12 protein-coding genes are annotated in these 21156 nt (G+C 37.3%); 6 read left to right on the top strand and 6 right to left on the bottom strand.

Annotated features, from left to right (window positions below):
• Nucleotides 1–212: 212 nt before the first annotated feature.
• The 3 genes from AACX38_RS18175 to pntA all read right to left on the bottom strand — a co-directional run bounded on the left by AACX38_RS18175 (nt 213) and on the right by pntA (nt 7523).
• A complete protein-coding gene (locus tag AACX38_RS18175) occupies nt 213–4382 on the bottom strand; it encodes a non-ribosomal peptide synthetase (protein ID WP_228865141.1) in 4170 nt (1389 codons plus the stop codon).
• 212 nt (nt 4383–4594) lie between these two features.
• Nucleotides 4595–5983, bottom strand: a complete 1389-nt coding sequence (pntB, locus tag AACX38_RS18170; RefSeq protein ID WP_228865140.1) for a Re/Si-specific NAD(P)(+) transhydrogenase subunit beta — start codon at nt 5981–5983, stop codon at nt 4595–4597.
• Nucleotides 5984–5993: 10 nt separating this feature from the next.
• Nucleotides 5994–7523 (bottom strand): Re/Si-specific NAD(P)(+) transhydrogenase subunit alpha, encoded by a 1530-nt coding sequence (pntA, locus tag AACX38_RS18165; protein WP_228865139.1) that lies wholly within the window; start codon nt 7521–7523, stop codon nt 5994–5996.
• A gap of 412 nt (nt 7524–7935) precedes the next feature.
• Between pntA and ydgH the strand changes: the two genes are divergently transcribed.
• The 6 genes from ydgH to AACX38_RS18135 all read left to right on the top strand — a co-directional run bounded on the left by ydgH (nt 7936) and on the right by AACX38_RS18135 (nt 16699).
• Entirely contained in the window at nt 7936–8889 is a 954-nt protein-coding gene (gene ydgH / locus AACX38_RS18160; RefSeq protein ID WP_099122173.1) for a DUF1471 family protein YdgH, read from the top strand.
• Nucleotides 8890–9456: 567 nt separating this feature from the next.
• Nucleotides 9457–10848, top strand: a complete 1392-nt coding sequence (locus tag AACX38_RS18155; RefSeq protein ID WP_099122174.1) for a basic amino acid/polyamine antiporter — start codon at nt 9457–9459, stop codon at nt 10846–10848.
• Between the two features lie 855 nt (nt 10849–11703).
• The gene (locus AACX38_RS18150; RefSeq protein ID WP_099122175.1) at nt 11704–12225 is read left to right on the top strand and encodes a fimbrial protein; all 522 of its coding nucleotides are present in this window, start codon (nt 11704–11706) and stop codon (nt 12223–12225) included.
• Between the two features lie 125 nt (nt 12226–12350).
• Nucleotides 12351–13037 carry a fimbrial biogenesis chaperone gene (locus AACX38_RS18145; protein WP_228865138.1) on the top strand — a complete coding sequence of 229 codons (687 nt, stop codon included), beginning with the start codon at nt 12351–12353 and terminating at the stop codon, nt 13035–13037.
• Nucleotides 13038–13071: 34 nt separating this feature from the next.
• On the top strand, nt 13072–15618 hold the full coding sequence (locus tag AACX38_RS18140) for a fimbria/pilus outer membrane usher protein (protein ID WP_228865137.1): 2547 nt from the start codon (nt 13072–13074) through the stop codon (nt 15616–15618).
• Nucleotides 15619–15667: 49 nt separating this feature from the next.
• Nucleotides 15668–16699, top strand: coding sequence for a fimbrial protein (locus AACX38_RS18135; protein ID WP_228865136.1), 1032 nt, complete (start codon nt 15668–15670; stop codon nt 16697–16699).
• 595 nt (nt 16700–17294) lie between these two features.
• On the opposite strand, the gene AACX38_RS18130 is transcribed toward AACX38_RS18135, so the two are convergent.
• The 3 genes from AACX38_RS18130 to AACX38_RS18120 form a co-directional block, all read right to left on the bottom strand.
• A complete protein-coding gene (locus tag AACX38_RS18130) occupies nt 17295–18695 on the bottom strand; it encodes a hypothetical protein (protein ID WP_228865135.1) in 1401 nt (466 codons plus the stop codon).
• Nucleotides 18696–18751: 56 nt separating this feature from the next.
• Complete coding sequence (locus tag AACX38_RS18125; protein WP_228865134.1) at nt 18752–19036, bottom strand: hypothetical protein; 285 nt, start codon at nt 19034–19036, stop codon at nt 18752–18754.
• 102 nt (nt 19037–19138) lie between these two features.
• Nucleotides 19139–20872, bottom strand: a complete 1734-nt coding sequence (locus AACX38_RS18120) for a Hint domain-containing protein (RefSeq protein WP_228865133.1) — start codon at nt 20870–20872, stop codon at nt 19139–19141.
• Nucleotides 20873–21156: the final 284 nt, after the last annotated feature.

Here is a 21156-nt window from a genome sequence, read left to right as displayed (position 1 = left end):
CCCCCCCCCCCCCCCCCCCCCCCCCCCCCCTTTTTTTTTTAATGATACGGCGACCACCGAGATCTACACCCTAGAGTTCGTCGGCAGCGTCAGATGTGGTATAAGAGACAGACCTATGTCAAATTTGATAATTAAAAATGGAAAACAAACCTCATCCATGAGGGTTTTTATATATTCACTCTAATATTAATCTGAATTTTCATCTTAATATTTTAGTGATAAAAATTACTGATTTGCTCTTTCTCCCGGCCTGACACAATAACATTCATGAACTTTTCATAATATCTAAGTAAGCTATCAATCGTTTTTTCGGAGTATAATTCCGTATTATAGGTAAATTCACATACGGTATTTTGAGATTTTTTGAAAAAAATCATTCCAAGTGACTTGAAAGGCGTTGGGGTAAATTGTACGGGTTCTATGCCTAGATTAGTGAATAATTTGTCATCATGATCATCTATGTTCATGTAATTAAATACAACATTAAACAGTGCATCTCTCATTTTTTCACCAATTAAATCAATGAGTAAGGTCACATGAACATCTGAGTTTTTCATTGCCTCGTAAACAAATTGCCTGACCTGCTGAATAATATCATCTAAGCTCATCTCTTTATTGATAGAGGACTTCACTAACAGCCCATTTAAAAATAAGCCTATAGCTTGCTGGCTTTCATGAGTGGTACGATCAAATATCGGTGAAGTTGTCACCGTTTGTGATACGCCTGAATGCATAAATATACATGCATGGAACAGAGCCATAAATAACATATAAGGTGTGGTATTGTTCAACTCACAATACTTTGATACTGCTTGAGTGACAGAATCGGTAATATTGATATAGCGAATGTTAAAAAGGCCTTTTGAGGTTGCATTATGACTAAAGTCAGGGAAAAAACCATGTTTCTCGCTAATACTCGAAAATTGCTGATTCCAGAAATCAAGTTGTCTTTGATACTCAGCTGATTTATTACGTCTTTGTAAATCATAGATATAATCTGAATATTGAGTTCCAGCAGGTGGAAGTGTGGTTTTTCCTCCCTGTAAATAAGCTGTATATAATTGAAAAAGTTCTTTCACAAAAACATTTATTGACCATCCATCAAAAATCATATGGTTAATATCAAATAGTAGACCTGTATTTTTTTCTGAAATAGGTAATAAGAATGCTCTAATTAATGGTTTATTAAAAATATCAAAAGGTAATTTATGTTCTTCTTGCCAAAAACGGCTAATTTCCTTGAGTATCTGTTCTTTTTCTATTCCATCTGGTTGCAATTTGACAACCTGTAAATTAACCGTCATATCGTTATCCGGTTTTACGAATATTTGTTCATTTTCCTGATAAAATTTTAATTGCAAAATCTCATGCCGTTTTACAAGTATATTCAGACATTTTTCCAGAGCATAGTGATCAGGTACTCCATTGATAATTAAAACAATAGGAATATGAAAACACGTTTCTAATCTTCCTACCTGCCTTAAAGGGAAAAGCATTTTTTGGCCATAAGAGAGCGGTATTTTTCCATCTGGAAATTTTTGTATCGATTCAGAAACAGGTATTTCAGGCTTTTCAGGCTTTTCAGTCTTTTTAATCACATCAGCAACCTGCGCGACGGTTGGATTTGTAAATAATTGATACAGACTGAAATGACTATTCAGCTTACTTTTAATAGATGCAATAATCTTAGTCGCTAAAAGTGAGTGCCCTCCCAGCGCAAAAAAATTATCATAAATACCTATCTGATTAATTTCAAATTGGTTTTGCCATAATAAGCATAGTTCCCTTTCAACTTCATTTCTTGGTGCAACATAATTTTTCTGGCGCAATGTACGGTTATCTGGCTCTGGCAGAGATTTTTTATCTACTTTGTTATTTGGCGTGAGTGGCATTTGCTCCAGCAGGATATAAATGTGGGGAACCATATAATCAGGCAGATGCTGGCTCAGAAAAGATTCAAGTAACCCTGAAAGTTCACTACCAACCGCATCAAATTCAGTACCTCTTTCAGCAATCCATTTACTATTTGGACAAACGTATGCAATCAGCCTCTTATCTTCATTGTCCGCACCGTAAGCGATGACAGCAGCACTGCTTAAGGCGTCATGTCTACTTAATATATTTTCAATTTCACCTAATTCGATGCGATAACCACGAATTTTCACCAGTGAATCAATACGCCCGATAAACTCCAATTGCCCGTCTGATGTCCAACGGACTAAATCACCTGTCCGATAAAGTCTATTTTCTGTATCCGAATTTGCACATGATGAACTGAATGGATCGCGGATAAATTGCTTTTCTGTCATTTCCGGTGAATTCCGGTAACCTCTTGCTAGTTGAACGCCGCCGATATGTAGTTCCCCAATAGCACTAATTGGCAGCAGATTACCTTCTGGATCAAGAATACGGGCAATTACGTTAGGTAATGGCTTTCCAATCGTCACTTTGTCATCGTGCAATAATCCTGCGGTTATCATGGAGGAAGTTTCTGTAGCTCCATACGCATTAAACAGTTTTCTACCCGGTTTCCAGCGGATAGCAATTTGTGGAGGAACAGCTTCTCCCCCCAATAGCAAATTGGTGGCAGACTTCCATTTATTGAAATTCAAATGAGGTAATAGCGCCTGTGGTAACATCGCGTGGGTAATCTGATATCTTTCAGCCTCCTCATCCAACAATTCAGGGTTACACTGCTGTGTTTCTGAGAGCAAACACAACGCTGCGCCACAAGAAAAAGCCATCGCCATTTCTGTGGTCATCGCAACAAAACTACAGGAAGCAAACTGCAATACCCGACTGTTTGCATCAATCCCAAATAAGGCCGCCTGCGAGAGTGCCAGATTCACCCAGCCTTTATGTTTTACCATCACCCCTTTCGGCTTGCCGGTAGAGCCTGAAGTATAAATCACATAGGCCAGATGATCTTTTGTCAAAGGGGTTGTGTACTCGGTGATATTTTCGGTTGATTGGTTTTGCAGATGTCCTTGTATGTCCTGCCTATCCAGATAAATCACTTTTTGCTGGCTGACAGGTAATTTTTCTACCAGATGGGTTTCCGTCAGGATGAATGCAACTTTGCTATGTTCCAACATGTACTGAAGGCGGGCTTGCGGATAAGCGGGATCTAACGGTACATACGCCCCGCCCGCTTTAAGAATACCTAACAGTGCAACTATCCCCTGCAATGATCTTGATACACAAAGCGCAACCAATGTATCGGGTTTAATACCCAGCTCGGTCAAATAGTGCGCCAGTTGGTTGGCTTGTTCATTGACAGCCCGGTAACTGAGAGAATTCTTACCAAAAATCAGTGCGGTACTTTCAGGCGTTCTGGCAGCTTGTTCTTCAAACAATTGGTGGAAACAGCACTTTGCTTGATAATGCTTCTGTGGCCCATTCCATTCATGCAGCAAAGTGTGTTTTTCCGCATCCGATAAAAATGGAATATTAAAAACAGACGGTTCCTGATTTGTCAGGCTAGCATTATCATGTTTTATCAATACGTTAACGATATTAGTAAGTAGAGTTTCGTAATTGGCGATTAATCTTCTGATTGTGACATTTTCAAATAAATCAGTGTCATAACTCCATAAAAGAGAGAGTTCTTTCTTATCTTTTTCATAAACCTGAATGTCTAAATCAAGCCGGGTTTTCAGTTGAAGATACTTTCCGCTCTTAATGTGATGACTCTGTTCCTGTGTGAGGTTTTGTTGATGAGTATTGACTGACGTGAAAGCAATTTGAAAAGCTGAGTGGTAATTAATATCCTGATGAGCATATGCATCCAAAATAGTATGGTTATTTTGTTTTAACAATTCACTGAAGGTAGGATTAGTAGATAAATCTGTCCTGATAATCATTGAATTAACGAAATAACCAATTAAAGAATCAATATCATAACGCTTTTTTCTTGTGGTAAGTGTTCCAATAAGAATGTCTTTTTCATTACTGTAATGACTGAGTAATACTGCAAAAGTAGTTTCCAAAAATGTAAACAAAGTGACTTCATGCCGAGTGCATAATTTTTTTATTTTATATGTAAGATTATTTGAAACATGTTGGTGATATGTATTTTTTTCGAATTGTTGTTTTTCTGAACGTGGATTACCCAATGAAATCGGATGTAAGGAGGTAGGTTTAATTAATTGATTTATAGGTGAATTATAATTATCAGGAAGGGTAATTTCTGGTGATTTTTTTCCATTTGAATAAAGTCCGGACAGTAAATCAATCAATTGTTTCTTGTTATTTTTCCACTCGCTCAATAATTCTGATGAAATACTGTCACAGCTGGTTTCATATTGTAATTTACCATTCACAACAAACAGCTTAATACCATTTTCTAAAGCTTCATTGACGATTTCAATTGCAGTTTTCATAGTTCACCTATAACCATTTTTAGTATTCCCGATTAGAAACGGAAAATTTTCACTACAAGATATAATTAAATCACACCTCCTAAATAGAAAAGGATCTCACCTTCACATGATCAATTAAAAGTCAGAGTATAATTAGAGAGTCATTTTAAGAATTAAAAAAAAACCTTGAATGATCATTCAAGGCTCTTTTTTTAATTTATGGGTATTTATGTTTATAGTGCGCGTAATATTGCATCAACACTTGCTTTTGCGTCACCAAATAACATTTGTGTATTCTCTTTAAAGAACAGTGGATTTTGTACGCCGGCATAGCCGGTATTCATCGAGCGCTTGAAAACAATCGCATTTTGCGCTTTCCAGACTTCCAATACAGGCATTCCCGCAATCGGGCTGTTTGGATCTTCCTGTGCAGCCGGATTAACTGTGTCATTGGCCCCAATAACCAGAACGGTATCTGTTTCAGCAAAATCATCATTGATTTCGTCCATTTCTAAAACGATATCATAAGGTACTTTGGCTTCTGCCAGTAATACATTCATATGACCCGGCAAACGCCCCGCCACTGGATGAATACCAAAACGAACATTGATTCCTTTTTCTCTCAATTTTGCTGTGATGTCATGTACCGGATATTGTGCCTGAGCAACAGCCATACCATATCCCGGGGTAATAATGACTGAAGTGGAATTCCTCAATAGCTCAGCGACCTCTTCTGCGGTTGTTTCACGATATTCGCCCATTTCCTGATCATCGCCCGTTGAGACGCCATCACTACCAAAACCCCCAGCGATAACGCTGATAAAGGAACGGTTCATCGCTTTACACATAATATAAGAAAGGATTGCCCCTGATGAACCGACTAAAGCACCTGTTACTATCAACAGGTCATTACTCAGCATGAAACCAGCGGCGGCGGCGGCCCAGCCTGAATATGAGTTCAGCATGGAAATCACAACCGGCATATCCGCGCCACCAATGGATGCCACCAGATGCCAGCCAAATGCTAAAGCAATCGCAGTCATGGCTAGCATGACAAAAACCTGTAAACCTCCACTCTCCGTTTTAATAAAGATAACCATTAGTACAAAAGAGACAATTAAAGCGGCCAGATTAAGTTTATGCCGATGAGGCAGCATTAATGGCTTTGAGGAAATTTTTCCGCGTAATTTACCAAATGCCACAACTGAACCAGTGAAGGTTATTGCTCCAATAAAGATCCCAAGGAAAACTTCTGTCAGATGAATGTTTTCCATAATGGCATCAGCAAAAATATCATGAGCAATAAAACTGTTAAAACCGACCAGAACAGCCGCCAGACCAACAAAACTATGTAAGATGGCAACTAATTCGGGCATTTCCGTCATCTCTACTTTCTTAGCGAGACGAATACCAATAACTGCACCAATAATCATCGCCAGAATAAGCCAGCCCACTTTCCCTGTATCAGGCCCCAAGATAGTCGCTATCAGGGCGATCGCCATTCCGATAATGCCAAAGAGATTGCCTCGTCTCGAACTTTCATGACGTGAAAGACCGGCGAGACTGAAAATAAATAAGATAGCAGCAACAATGTATGCCGCAGTGACTACTCCGTTCGACATAAGTTACCCCTTATCCTTTCCGAAACATTTTCAGCATACGTTGCGTAACAGTGAAGCCACCAAAGATATTGATACTGGCAATCAGCACTGCAATAAAAGAAAAGAAACTGACCCAGCCACCTTCACCTATTTGCAACACGGCTCCGACAACGATGATCCCAGAGATAGCATTGGTAACTGACATAAGTGGAGTATGTAATGAATGACTGACATTCCAGACAACGTAGTATCCAACCACGCAAGATAGAGCAAATACGGTAAAATGGGATAAAAACTCTTTTGGCGCAACATTTGCCAGCCAGCCAAAAAGAATAATTCCCAGCGCCAGTAATCCATATTTCAGCCACGGAGATTTAGGCTTTTCAACAGGTTTATCTTCTTTCCTGACGGGTTCAGGTTTGGGTGGTTGCACTGAGACCTGAATTGGTGGCGCTGGCCATGTGATCTCGCCTTCTTTAATAACGGTAACGCCACGGATAACGACATCGTCGAAGTCAATAGCAATCTCACCATTTTTCTCTTTGCACAGCAATTTCATCAGATTAACGAGATTGGTACTGTACAGTTGTGATGACTGAGTAGGTAAACGGCTGGGTAAATCAGTATAACCAATGATCTTGACGCCATTATCTGTCACAACAAGTTTGTCGGCTTCTGTCAGTTCACAGTTTCCGCCATTTTGTGCAGCCAGATCGACAATGACACTGCCCGGTTTCATCGATTCAACCATTTCTCTGGTAATCAGTTTTGGTGCTGGCTTACCCGGAATTAACGCTGTTGTAACGATAATATCCACTTCTTTTGCCTGAGCAGAAAAAAGTTCCATCTCCGCCTTGATAAAGGCTTCTGACATTACTTTTGCATAACCGTCTCCACTACCGGCTTCTTCTTTAAAGTTTAATTCAAGAAATTCAGCCCCCATGCTTTGTACTTGTTCCTTAACCTCAGGACGAGTATCGAAAGCACGAACCACAGCACCAAGACTACCTGCTGCTCCAATGGCTGCAAGGCCCGCTACACCAGCACCAATAATCATAACTTTAGCGGGGGCTACTTTACCGGCAGCTGTAATTTGCCCAGTGAAAAAACGGCCAAACTCATGAGCGGCTTCAACAATGGCGCGATAACCAGCAATATTTGCCATTGAGCTCAAAGCATCCAGTGACTGAGCGCGGGAAATTCTCGGAACTGAATCCATTGCCAGAACGGTAATATTGCGCTCTGATAACTTATCCATTAATTGAGGGTTCTGTGCTGGCCAGATAAAACTGAGCAGCGTAACGCCTTCCTTCATTAAGGAAATTTCGCTCTCTTCCGGCGCGTTGATTTTAAAAATAATATCTGATTGCCAGACTTCATTATTTTCTGCAATCACAGCCCCTGCTTTTTGATAAGCATTGTCATCGAAACTGGCGAGATGCCCTGCTCCTGACTCAACGACTACATTAAATCCCAATTTCAGTAATTGCTCTACAGTTGACGGCGTAGCAGCAACCCGAGCCTCATTGGGGTATCGTTCTTTTGGTACACCAATATGCATAATGTTTCCTTCTCTAAGAATGAAATATTGCTGATTATTACCTGCTGAAGCCAATTTAACGATTCGATTGTTGTTATTACTACTATCAGTAAAACCTATCAATGAGATTTATCAACAAAGCATTAAGTGATAACAAATGAAATAATATCATATTGAAAATACAGCGTTGTTGATAATAGTTTTTGTAGAAAGCAAAACAACCCTTAATGTAAGCCATGATGCTTTTTATATAAATCGCTATTTTTATTAAAATTATTAGCGACATCTACCAAAAATAGGTAAGCAGTTATTTAGATAGAATAAATTTTTGCGACAATTAACATTATTACATGCAATAATTGCAAGCTATGTGATAAAGAACAATGTTCAGCACGTTATAAATATTTTAATGCGCAAGGCGAAAGGATTTTTTATGAAGCTGAAAACCACGATCATCGCAACAGCGATCTTCTCCTTAACGACAATTACCACGGCAAATGCAGCGAAAGAATTAACACCAGAGAAAGCTGCTGAGATTAAACCCTTTGAACGAATTACAGTAACCGGGCGTTTTAATGCGATCTATGAAGCAGCCGATGCTGTTTCCCGTCAGGCTGATAAAAAAGGCGCTGACAGTTTCTATATTCAAAGTCTGGATGATTTTAATGGAAGCGGTAATCTACGCGTTGTTGCTGATCTATATCATAAGGATGCAGAAAAAGTAGATAAGACGACTCAATATCGTATTTATCGAGGAATTAAAGAACTACCTAAAACTGAAGCTATTATTCTGGAACCTTTCGATACAGTAACCGTGAGTGGTTATTTCCCGACTGATCCCGACCTGAAAGAAGCTCTCGCCAAAGCAGCTAAAAAGAAAAATGCTGCATCCTTCTTTATTGCCCGTGATATTGCACCAAACAATGGGGGTAATCAGGTCGTCACTGCTTATGTCTATAAAGAGGATGCGCCAAAACGTCAGGTTCAGTCTAATAAAGCGGTGATCCCGGCTGATTCTGAAGCTGGACGTCAGGCTTTAGAACAAGGCGGAGAAGCTGCTGAAAAAGTAGAAATCCCGGGTGTCGCTTCATCAACATCAACCAGTAATATCGTTGGTCGTTTTTTTGAAACCCAGTCATCAAAAGGTGGGCGTTACACTGTAACTCTACCGAACGGAACCAAAATAGAAGAACTGAATAAAGCCTCTGCCGCCCAAATGGTACCTTTTGACTCCATTACTTTCTCCGGTTATTACACAACTGCGCCTGAAGTATCTTATCAGGTCGCTAAGCGTGCCGCAGAAAAAGGGGCAAAATATTACCATGTTACCCGTGAGTGGCAGTCTAATGGTGGAAACGTTACCATTAGCGCAGATCTGTTTAAATAACAAACTCACCGAAGAAGTATGCATTAACAATGTATACTTCTTTTATTCTTCCTCCACTGTTGCTATCACATCTATATACCTACTTTTTGTAATATCTATAAAATTCATTACCTGACTTTTAGTTAAACAATTTCCTAAAATGTTTATCGCTTGTTTATTAAAAGTAAAATAAACTCTATCTTATTAATAATGTTTATAATATGAACATTAACCTCCCTTCTGAAATAGTATTCCTGCCACCTTAGAAATTGTCTCTGTTGACCGTACCATTTCCTTACCACTGCGATATGACTGACAATCCGATGAATATCAAACGGCGGAAAACTATTTTTTGTTTATTTCATTAGGAAATGAAGATTTTTATGCATAAATTTTATGTTTTTTTGCATAATTTTCCATTGCATACAGCCCTTTCACTCCGTAAAATCCTCCTGTTTTTAGATTTAACCACTGAATATTTCTGCATTCCATCGCATGGATGCAATAAATGTCCAATATGTGTTCGATATTCAGAATAAGTGTTCTGGCTAATCGTGTTGATTTTATCTGACTTTTAGGAACGTATCTTTGGAAAAAAAATTAGGCCTCACTTCTCTAACCGCATTAGTTTTCAGTTCAATGGTTGGAGCGGGTGTATTCAGCTTGCCACAAAATATGGCAAACGCAGGAAGCCCCGCTGCTTTAATGATAGGTTGGGGGATCACAGGCATAGGCATTCTCTTTTTAGCCATTTCTTTACTTTTATTATCTCGTTTGCGTCCTGATTTGGATGGCGGAATTTTTACCTATGCCAGAGAAGGTTTTGGCGAATTAGTCGGGTTCTGTTCTGCATGGGGATATTGGTTTTGCGCAATCATTGCTAATGTTTCTTACTTAGTCATTGTCTTTGCGGCATTAAGCTTTTTTACTGACACCGAACATTCCATAATTTTGGGCGATGGGAATACCTGGCAGGCGTTGATCGGCGAATCTGTTTTACTTTGGTTTGTTCACGGGCTTGTACTCAGAGGCGTACAAACAGCGGCTGGCGTCAATAAATTAGCAACAATGGCCAAGCTGTTACCTTTAGGGATATTCATTATTCTGGCCATCATGGCGTTTAAAATGGATGTATTTACATTTGATTTTACTGGCATTGAGATGGGAGTTCCTGTCTGGGAACAAGTCAAAAATACCATGCTGATAACCCTATGGGTTTTTATTGGTGTTGAAGGTGCGGTTGTCGTTTCAGGTAGAGCTAAAAGGCGTAAAGATATTGGAATTGCAACCCTACTGGCTGTGATTTCAGCATTAGGCGTTTATGTGCTGGTTACCCTGCTCTCCCTGGGTCTGGTGACCAGACCGGAATTGGCGGCAATACGTAATCCTTCTATGGCAAACCTGATGGTAGGATTAATTGGCTCAGCAGGCCAGTTCATTATTGTTGCGGGTTTAATTGTTTCTGTCTGTGGTGCTTACCTGAGCTGGACAATCATGGCGGCAGAAGTACCTTTCATTGCTTCTTTACATAACTCATTTCCTAAAATATTTAGCAAGCAAAATGACAAAAAAGCACCAGCATCTTCATTGTGGATCACAAATGGTGCTGTTCAGGTTGCTCTGGTTTTAATCTGGTTAAGCGGAAGTGATTACAATACCTTGCTTTCTATCGCATCAGAAATGGTGCTCGTACCTTACTTTTTAGTCGGTGCATTTTTAGCAAAAGTTGCTTTTGAGCGTAGTAACCGTATCTTACTATTTATTGCTACTGGTGCCTGCATGTATGGTTTATGGCTGCTTTATGCCTCTGGCTTGATGCATTTACTGCTTTCGGTCATCTTATATGCTCCAGGATTACTTGTTTTTCTATATGCACGTAAGCAAATGGATGATAGTAATAAACTAAATAAATTAGAGAAATCTGCAATTGCTGTTCTATTATTGACTACAATTCCTTCTACATGGTTACTGATGCACTAATACTTACAGTATATTTCCTAAGCTGCATCCTTTGTTAAAGATAGGGAGAGAACAACTTCTCTCCCCCTCCAGTAACCCTCAAAATTTCTCTTCTTTCTTTCCCTCTACTTAATTTTCAAAAAATTAATCTTGCTGAGCTTTTTTGTACTCGATATTGATGAGTGTTGTTTTAGATTTTTCTAAAAAGTATGTTGTAACTAATATTGTGATTAGTTGGAGGTAAAATAATCTATTCATAAGTATTTATTCAGTTTCGTTGTTACGCTCTTTTTTAAAGTATTCATCATACAAATCATGTCATACCAGTTATTATTAACAGCCAGTTAACTTGAGTTGGCTTGAAGTCTTGCTTTTTTGAAAAAAAATAGCTTAAGTGACTGACTAATGTCAAATATCAGGAATTAATGCTGATTTTGCGACTTGCGTCACAAATAAATAATATTTAGTTAAATATATAGGAAAAATATAAAACCACAAAAATAAGCACTTTTATCTTCATATTTATTTTCTGAAATTCCCTGAAATTAATAGTTAATCTTATAAGACAGAATAAAAATACATTCACGATTGAAAAATATTCTATTTTCTGAATTACAATTCTATTTATGGAAAGTTAGCAGAGTAATGTTTCGAATATTGTGCTTTGTCGAGTTATTATTTTGATCTTTGGTAATTGATCGCTACTATATGCTTTGCAATATCTGTCGGATAAAGAATTTTGGTATCTTCTTGTACCATCTTTCAGATATCAACTTAGACTACTCATTTGCTGTATTATATTTGTACGGCTTTAATGTTAATTAAATCAGCTATATCCCTGTTGTATTCATACACCAGGGATGGGATATATTAAAAATGAAAACCAAGTTAATTATTTCATCCTTATTCATTTCTTCTGTATTTATGCCTTTAGCACATGCCGAAGATGGACAAATCCAATTTAAAGGAGTAATAACTGCTGATGCATGCAAAATTGACTCCAATTCTCAAAATCAAACTGTAAATATGGGAACAGTCAGTACACAAGCATTAAGCGATGTGAATAGAACTGCTGCAGCAACGCGTTTTAGTATCAAATTAGTTGATTGCCCGAAAACAATTACCCATGCAAAGGTTAAGTTCGATGGCCCAACTAATGAAGTAAATAAGAATCTTTTGGCTTTAAGTAATGTGGAAGGAGCAGCTAACGGTGTTGCTATCGGCATTTATGAAGATGACAATAACACTCCAATTCCTATTGCAACATCTTCAAAATTAAAAGAATTTAAAGGTAACTCAACTGAGTTGGATTTTGTTGCAAAATATGTTGCAACTAAATCCAAAGTTACTCCAGGCATCGGTAATGCAGTAGCTAGCTTTACTATCGACTATAACTAAAAATATATAATAAAATATTTAATTAAGAACTATTACCATTCACTATAACCAGTGAATGGTAATAACAACTCAATTACATTAATTAATATATAACCATAATAAATAATATTATCGGAGTATCTATTTTGAAATACTTTCGTATTTTGATTTTTATTATCATCTGCACTTTCAGCATTAATACTTCTTTTGCCGGTGTCGTTATCGGTGGCACTCGTGTTGTTTATAACGGTGATAGAAAAGAGGCTTCAATTTCTATCAATAATCCGGAAACAGATATTTCTTATCTTATTCAATCCTGGATTCAGGGAGAGAATGATGAGACTAAGACACCTTTTATTGTTACTCCCCCACTTTTTAAATTAACCGCCGGAAATGAGACAGTATTACGTATTGTAAAAACCGGTGATAATTTACCAACTGACAGAGAATCTCTATTCTGGCTAAATGTTAAATCTATTCCGGCAACAGTAAAATCTGAAGAAAATCAGTTACAAATCACTGTAAGATCACGCTTTAAGTTATTTTACCGTCCCACTCAACTGGCAGAAGACGCTTCCATTGCCTATAAGGCACTGAAATTCAAGGTTGAAGGCAACAAACTGACAGCCGAGAACCCTACACCATACTATATTTCTTTTGCTTATCTTGGCATTGGGAATGCTTCAAAAAACCATGAGATCCAGACAGCCGGTATGCTTCCTCCTTTCAGTCAGCAGAGCTGGGATATTCCTATTAAAAATATCAATCATGTATCCTGGAAAACCATTAATGATTTTGGCGGAATAACACCAGAAGAAAAGCATATTTTTTGAGTATAACTTTCATACAATCTATCAGGACTAGAAAATGATTATGGATAACAGCCGCCATTGTCTTCAATACAATATTTCTGATAATTTGGTGTTATTTTTCAAACCAATAAAAGCACTCTTATGTATATTGGCAACAATATGGCTTTTATTTTCCGATAAGGTTTATGGAGAAGACTATTTCAATATCAATGCACTGGAAACACTTTCCGGCTTTCCCGAAGATATTGATTTGTCAATTTTTATGCAGGACGACCAACAGCCGCCGGGACGCTATTGGGTCGATACTTATCTCAACAGGGAAAAAGTAGATACCGGTAATGTTGAGTTTGTTCTGGTGAATAATAAGTTATCGCCCAGAATTACCCTAAAACAGCTAAAAGAGATGGGAGTCAATGTCGATTTATTCCCGGCTTTAGCGGCTTTATCACCAGAGACCGAAATCACAGACCTTAGCCAATATATTGATTCTGCATCATCTTCTTTCGATTTTAACAAACAGCGTCTGGATATCAGCATTCCTCAAGCTGCTCTGCATAACAAAGTAAGAGATTATGTGCCTCCTCATTTATGGCAGCAGGGGTTAACTTCCTTACAAGTTAATTATAGTTATAGTGGTTCTACAAATTGGCTGGATGGTCAATCAGGTTCAAACAGTCATAATTTTCTTAATCTCAGAAGTGGTGCAAACTGGGATGCCTGGCGTTTACGAAATTACGCGACTTACAGTAGCCAGAACAATAAATGGCGAAGCCTGAATACTTATTTACAACGTGATATTCATTCTCTGAAAAGCCAATTGACTTTGGGTGATAGTTATACCCCCTCACCTATTTTTGACGGTTTTCAGTTTCGCGGTATGCAACTGGTTTCAGATGATAATATGCTACCTGATAGTCTGAGAGGTTTCGCTCCAACGATACGGGGAATTGCACAAAGTAATGCTCAGGTGACGATTAAGCAAAATGGTTACATTATCTACGAAACCTATGTTCCTCCCGGACCTTTCATCATCAATGACCTGTACCCAACAACTGCCAGTGGCGATTTAGAAGTTATCGTTAAAGAAGCCGATGGAAAAGAACATCGTTCTGTGCAACCTTTTTCGGCTGTACCTGTGATGCTGCGGGAAAAGAGTCTGCGCCATTCTTTGGCATTCGGAAAATACCGTTCGTCTGCTCAACACAGTAAAACACCTTATTTCGTACAAGGTACAGCCAGTTACGGGCTTTCCAATAATGTCACGCTATACGGTGGAACAATTTTCTCAAAAAATTACCAGTCCATTGCTTTGGGAACCGGTTACAGCCTCTACGATTGGGGTTCCTTTTCTTTTGATGTGACGCATGCCAAATCAGAATTAACCTCAGATATTCGTGCTTCCGGGCAATCATATCGGTTTCAATATGCAAAAGATCTTACCCTGACTGGCACCAGTTTAACGATAGCCGGTTATCGTTATTCGACTCACGATTTCTATGATTTCAAAGAAGTTAATGAATTTGATATTACCAGCAATAATCGCTACAACACCAACAAACGCAGTAAACTGCAAATGCATATCAACCAGTCTTTAGGTGATTTAGGCGGTGTTTATTTATCTGCTTTTCAACAGGATTATTGGTCGCAGAAAGGCTATGAAAGGAATATCAGTGCCGGTTACAGTAACAGCTACAATTCTGTCAATTACACACTGAATTACTCCTATAATAGTTTGCCGGGAACGAATCATAAAGATCAGATTATCTCGCTCAGCCTACAAATCCCTCTTGATCGCTGGCTAAAAAATAGCTGGGCCAGCTATAACCTGACTAATAATAAAAAAGGAGAAACATCTCATCAGGTCAGCTTAAGTGGAACAGCGCTGGAAGATAACAATCTGGCTTACAGTATTCAGCAAAATTACGATAACCGTAACACAGGTATTGGTGGAAACCTCACTACAGAATATAAAGGTGCTTATGGTCAGGTTGGCGTTGGTTATAACTATAACAGACAATCCAAGCAGTTAAATTACAGCCTCAATGGTGGAATCGTCGCACATCCCTACGGTATTACTTTCTCTCAATCATTGGGGGATACATTGGTGCTAGTCCGAGCCAATGGCGCTAAAGGCATTAAAGTCCAGAATCAGACTGGGATTGCAACTGACCAAAGAGGTTATGCGATTGTTCCTTATGCCAGTAGCTATCGCAAAAATCGGATCTCTTTGGATACCTATTCAATGGGAGACAATGTTGATATCGATATCAGCACACAAACTATTGTTCCTACTCAAGGTGCTCTGACACTGGCCGATTTCCAGACTCGCATTGGTTATCGCGTTTTGCTGAATCTTTCTCACAAAGGAAAAGAAGTTCCATTTGGTGCAACAGCCACATTAGTTCAACAAAATGAGTCAGATGAACCCAGCAGCACTATTGTCAGTAATGATGGGCAGGCCTATATGAGTGGTATTCCTGAATCTGGTCAGATATGGGTGAAATGGGGTTATAAAGATACTCAGGAATGCCGGGTTAATTATCAGCTCCCAGAAACAATACCAGAATCCGGCCTGTACATGTTAGATGCCACCTGTGAATAACAACTATTGATCATATGTTTGATATTTTTACATATTATGGAAATGAATTATGGTTAAGGGCTTAAAATTATTATTGGCGAGTATATTTATCGTCGGTATCGGCGGCACAATGAACAGTTTTGCCAATCAGGCCGATTATGGGAATTCCACATGCCAATCTTTTCAGGGTGTTCCTCGTGGCACAACACAGGTTTCTTTTGGTTCTAAAATAATTGTTCCAAAGGATCATCCTATCGGAACGACTATTAAAGAAGTCCGTTTGGATCAATTATATGATAAAGGCTATATCGCCTATTGTAACAGTCTGACTCCAACATCCTGGGATCCACCTGATTTTAATCCTATTCACTATAATTATGATGCAATTTATGACTCTGGTGTGCCCGGAATTGGCATCCGCATCAATAACTGGCCAAACGAACCATATGGGCATGATTGGTTTCCCAGAATATCCTATTACCCGACAACCTGTTATCCCCCTAACGGCTGGTCTCATCATTACACCTATTACTGTGGCCGTACTTGGGGTTACCTAACGGTACAACTTATCAAAATTGCACCAAATACGGGCACGGGAAAGATCGAGAGCAGGATCCTGACCAGAGCCAGATTAGGGGGTAATCTGATTCATTCTTTTTATTTAGCTGAGACTGAAATCGTTACACCAACCCCAAGCTGTTCCCTTACTCATAAAACAACTCTCGTTAATATGGGAAAAGTCAGGACAAGTGAATTTCGCGGTATGCATAGCGCCACTCAGACAAAAAACTTCAACTTAGAGCTGGACTGCGATGCAAATGCAAAAGCTATTATGAGACTGGATGGACGTCCGGCAAAAAATGGTTATTCTAATATCTGGGCATTGGATCAAGATAGTGACAACGTCACAGCAAGAGGCGTAGGTTTACAAATTATTTTTCTCAATCGATTCTTATCGCAAGGTGAATCCATTGTCCTTCAGCCCAGCGATCAGGTAAGACATTTCTCTCTTCCGATGCAAGCCCGTTATATTCAGACTGAACCACGGGTAACACCGGGTAAAGCCAATGCAACAGCGACGATTACACTGACTTATCAGTAAATAATATTTGTAAATAATATTTCTGCTTTATTATTTTTCAGATGGTTGCATGCTAATTCATGCAACCATTTTCATACTCACCTAATCAGTTACTATATATTTTGCTTAGTAAGCCAACTTGCTGAAAATATAAAAATTCACAATCTCTCAATTCCATTTGTATCTGTTGCGCACAAACGAATTCGTGCCCATCAGGATCGAGCACAACAAAAATATAGCCAAAATCCAGCCTGGTAGGTGTTAATGCTATTGAAATATTACGAGATCTGAAAGTGTGATAAAAAGTGTTCACTTCATCTATTGTTATATCACTGAGACACAGCTCAAACCCACCAAATGTCGACTAAGGCTGAGGTTCAATCTCGTGCTTTGTTTGTAATTCCAGAATAAAACTATCTTTTAATGAAACCAGCCAATCTCTTTTTTTATTTTACTGGTTTACATGTTCACCATAGTATTCATATTCCTCAATAAACATATTAAAGAATGCAAAAAAACGCCACTGAATGTTAATTGTCCATAAGTAGTTTATCAATGGCGATTAAATAAATATCAACTTAATTTCTTTAGCCAATAAAATGGTCACTTCATTATTTTACTTCGTTCCATATACAGTGTTCAAAGGTAACGCTAGTATTTGGGAGTTTCCTTTATCAGTCACTGTATATTGAACCTGAAATGTACCTCTATTACCATTACTGCTCATAGCAAATCCTCGTAAATCAGATTGTTGAAATAATACTATAAAACCATTATCTAAATCACTTTCACAGACTGTATGCATATCAATTAAATGTGCTGTTTTCGGTGAATTGGTATCCAAAAAATATGCATTTAAATAAACATCAATGGTTACTTCATCACCTACCGTAATTCCATCATAATTAGGAACTCTTATTTTTAGTCCTCCAACAATATGCGAGTAATTTATTGAAAATCCAGAAATAACTAATTCAGGCACCAATAGCGATCCTGTATAAGCTGGTTCATAACGATTTATTGTCCCCGTTACTTTAAACTTCAATATCTCTGAATCATTACCATTTCCATAGTCATCACAAATCATATAACCAATTGAATTAAATTCATAATTTATTTTAAATAACCTCTTATCTAGAGTATAAGAATACCTACCGTTTGTTCTCTTAAGGTTAGTTACGTAGGCAATATCTCCATTTATCCATATTGCAATTTCCGACCCAGAGATCAACATGTCAGGAATTATTATCTCAACTAAATCTCCTTCTAAATCATCAAGATTCAATACTCCATCGTTATCAACACTGGATAAAATAGGTGGTTCCAATAGATTTTCTAATTCACTAACATTGGAAATGTTAGTGAATACTACATTATATTCCTCAATAATAGAACGATTAACAGGCCCTATATTGAGGGTAATAATACCAAGGGTGGTATTTGCTATTTTTAGCACAAATTGACCATTATCATCCGTATTAAAAAAATAAGCTTCAAGTCTATGATTATATATCATGGAGTTAGGATATATAAAATTAGGGAGAGTTGTCTGGCTACTGAATTTTAACGGATAGTTTCGTAACGGTTTATAATTCTCATCAATAGCATAAATTGTAATAACAATTGTGCTTTCTTCACTTTCTGCATCGTAATATTCAGTCGGAGCACAAAATATAGCATCTAGGTTACATATAATCTGGGAGTTTGTTATAGTGTATATGGCGCTATAGTGATCAGGGTCTGTAGTGCCATCTTGTGTATAAACCGATATCAATAAATTAGAGTCTACCTGCCCTTCTATCTTTAACTCATTGGTTGATATCCCTTGACTATTTATAGGAGTAGAATCTTTAACAAATCTGACATTTTTAGAGTTTGAATCAAAAGGAAATAACAACCAATTCACCGAATTATTGTTTTTTATATCATTAACTTTAACTGTAATAGTCCGTGTGGATTGTATATCTAGAGCATCACTGGATAATGGAGAAATAAAATTTATATTTTTTTCTTTCATGAGGCAAATCCTGATAGAGTGATAATTGATAGAATAAATATCCTTCAATTAACTTATCAAATATGAATTGGAATAGATTTCGAAGTGGAGCCAGAAATCAATCCATTATTATCATAAGCAAAAATTGTAATAGTACACTTATCATTGGTCGGTATAAAATATGGGAATTGACAAGAAACCGATTTTGAATCAGAAACAATAATATTAGTTAAAGTATCATATGGAATTACGGAACTTATTTGTAGAATAAAGCTAGAAAGATTATAAGAATGGAATCTATCCCAGGAAACCAAAATAAAACCCTTAGGATTATAATTAACCTCATTAATATTAATAGCCATTTGAGAATCCTTTAAGTTATTAAACTAAGGAAAGAAGGATTAAACCTTCTTTCCTTATAATTAGCTAACACTTAATTATCACACATTTATTTACATACATTATTATTTAACAGATAATTTCCCTTGCAGTATATTGTCACCAACTAAAATACCTCCTGCATATAATAATGCATCATTTGGTAACAATTCATCTTTATCATTATTATTTTCTAATACAAAATTATAAACATTTTTAGACTCAATGTTCTTTTTGTTTACTGAATCAAGTGTAACTTCACCGTTACGTGTATACACAGAGTCTCCCGCTTTTAAATCCTCAGCACGAATAATACCACGTTGTGATAATACGGGATGTGTTGGAGTCAATGTAACGATTTGTTCATTATTTTCATGCTTATATTGTAAGTCAATGAAGTCATTATCAAAGCCTACGACACGACTTTTTATTCTCAATACTTTACCATCTTTACTTAATACAATATCACCTCGACGCAGATTTTCAACTTTACGTTTAGAACCATCAGCCATATCAATTTCAGTACCTTCCATAATACAACCATATTGAATGACAATAGGATTATATTCTAATTTGTTAACTGAAGGCTCAACATTAGGTGCAGAACTGAAAGTAAATTCAATCGGTATTTGATTATCAGGATCACCTTCATCCGCTGTCATTATTGTTCCCATAATAGTTAATGCATATTTAGTATTATTATCCCAGCATATATCGCCAAAATCCGCATATCCTTTATCTTTTGAAAAATCCCATTTAAGTGTTCTACCATTATCCTCAATCGTAACATGTTGCAAAAATTTTTCCTGACTAATATCACGTAGCTTACACTGTCCCCCTGTATTTAGTCCTATTAAAGTAAAATCAATCATTGACTGATCAGGTGTTCCATTATTAGTTACAATTGGCTTTTCGAATGTTACTGATCCAATTACTTCTAGTTGAATATTCGTATCTGAGTTAGGTAGTCCTGGAGTCATTGGACCATAATCACATTCTTCAGGAAAACCCTGCTCTGGTTCAGGATCGGCCCTATTTAAGCAGATAATAATCGTTGATTTATGATCTTGTCTTAAAGTTGGATCCTTAGGTTCAGGAGCAATATTCTCCATTTTCATTGGAATATCTGCACTTTTGCTTGATGTATGAAAAGGTCCATACGGGATTCCATTTAAATTAAACTGGAGTATCGAATTAGCGTGTATAGGAGACTGATCCACGTTATTTGGTTGTTCTGGAGTGTGACTTTGGGCTTCCGTTGTATTAAATCTCACTCCTTTATTCTCAAGGCGATTGGAGCCTGAAGCGATCAGTTCATTAGTAGAGCCATCCTCTGCCACAGTATAAACCATCAGCATATCTTGAAAAAATACAGGGACACTGTCATCTGGATAGTGAATTGAATGAGAAACCTCACCAGTAACATACGTGCGATCGGGCTTTGCATACTTAACTACAGGCTTACCTAAATAATGTGAAGGTTTACCATCACGTTCTGCAAGCTGTATACCCCTCCCACTCATATAGGCACTTTTTTGCCTTGCTTTTATAGCTTCAATATCGCTAAAAAACTCAGGATGACTTTCTTTTGTAATTCCATTCAACTTCAAAATAGAAAGATAAGCTTTTTCATTTTCAGGAACTGTAAGATTAATAACATGGAGTTCTCCTTTAGTATTTTCATGAGTCTCTTTCAAAAATTTTTTTACATTATCGTGTTCTTGTGACGATAGTTTATTAATGTCAGCAGAAGCATAACAAAATGATACCATCATCAATAAAAACAAGAAAGGCGTTAAAAACCACTTAATTATATTCATGGATTTTTCCTTATAAATTAAATTTAAAAATACAAAACACAAATGTCATAAAGAAATAATTTCAAGAAAAATCACGTCATGGCTATATAAATTACAATTTTAAATAAACAAACTCACAACATCACATTCAATTAATTAAATAAAAACAATGATTATTTGTCATTAAAAATACATATACAGATATTTCTCACTCTAACAATATATCACAATGACTAAAATTACATTAGATATAAAAATACCAACTTAAACTTTATTATTTACTTGGTAACGTTACAAAATAGATA

Origin of the sequence: Xenorhabdus sp. PB30.3 (assembly GCF_963895965.1) — a bacterium.
GTDB classification, from domain to species: domain Bacteria; phylum Pseudomonadota; class Gammaproteobacteria; order Enterobacterales; family Enterobacteriaceae; genus Xenorhabdus; species Xenorhabdus stockiae.
The sequence above is the reverse complement of the archived record's forward strand: the minus strand, read 5'-3'. Positions and strand labels throughout refer to the sequence as shown.

Coding starts and splice junctions, on each gene's coding strand:
- pntA (WP_228865139.1), bottom strand. CDS start 7,523: ATGCATATTGGTGTACCAAAAGAACGATACCCCAATGAGGCTCGGGTT.
- AACX38_RS18150 (WP_099122175.1), top strand. CDS start 11,704: ATGAAAACCAAGTTAATTATTTCATCCTTATTCATTTCTTCTGTATTT.
- AACX38_RS18120 (WP_228865133.1), bottom strand. CDS start 20,872: ATGAATATAATTAAGTGGTTTTTAACGCCTTTCTTGTTTTTATTGATG.
- ydgH (WP_099122173.1), top strand. CDS start 7,936: ATGAAGCTGAAAACCACGATCATCGCAACAGCGATCTTCTCCTTAACG.
- AACX38_RS18130 (WP_228865135.1), bottom strand. CDS start 18,695: ATGAAAGAAAAAAATATAAATTTTATTTCTCCATTATCCAGTGATGCT.
- AACX38_RS18140 (WP_228865137.1), top strand. CDS start 13,072: ATGATTATGGATAACAGCCGCCATTGTCTTCAATACAATATTTCTGAT.
- pntB (WP_228865140.1), bottom strand. CDS start 5,983: ATGTCGAACGGAGTAGTCACTGCGGCATACATTGTTGCTGCTATCTTA.
- AACX38_RS18175 (WP_228865141.1), bottom strand. CDS start 4,382: ATGAAAACTGCAATTGAAATCGTCAATGAAGCTTTAGAAAATGGTATT.
- AACX38_RS18125 (WP_228865134.1), bottom strand. CDS start 19,036: ATGGCTATTAATATTAATGAGGTTAATTATAATCCTAAGGGTTTTATT.
- AACX38_RS18135 (WP_228865136.1), top strand. CDS start 15,668: ATGGTTAAGGGCTTAAAATTATTATTGGCGAGTATATTTATCGTCGGT.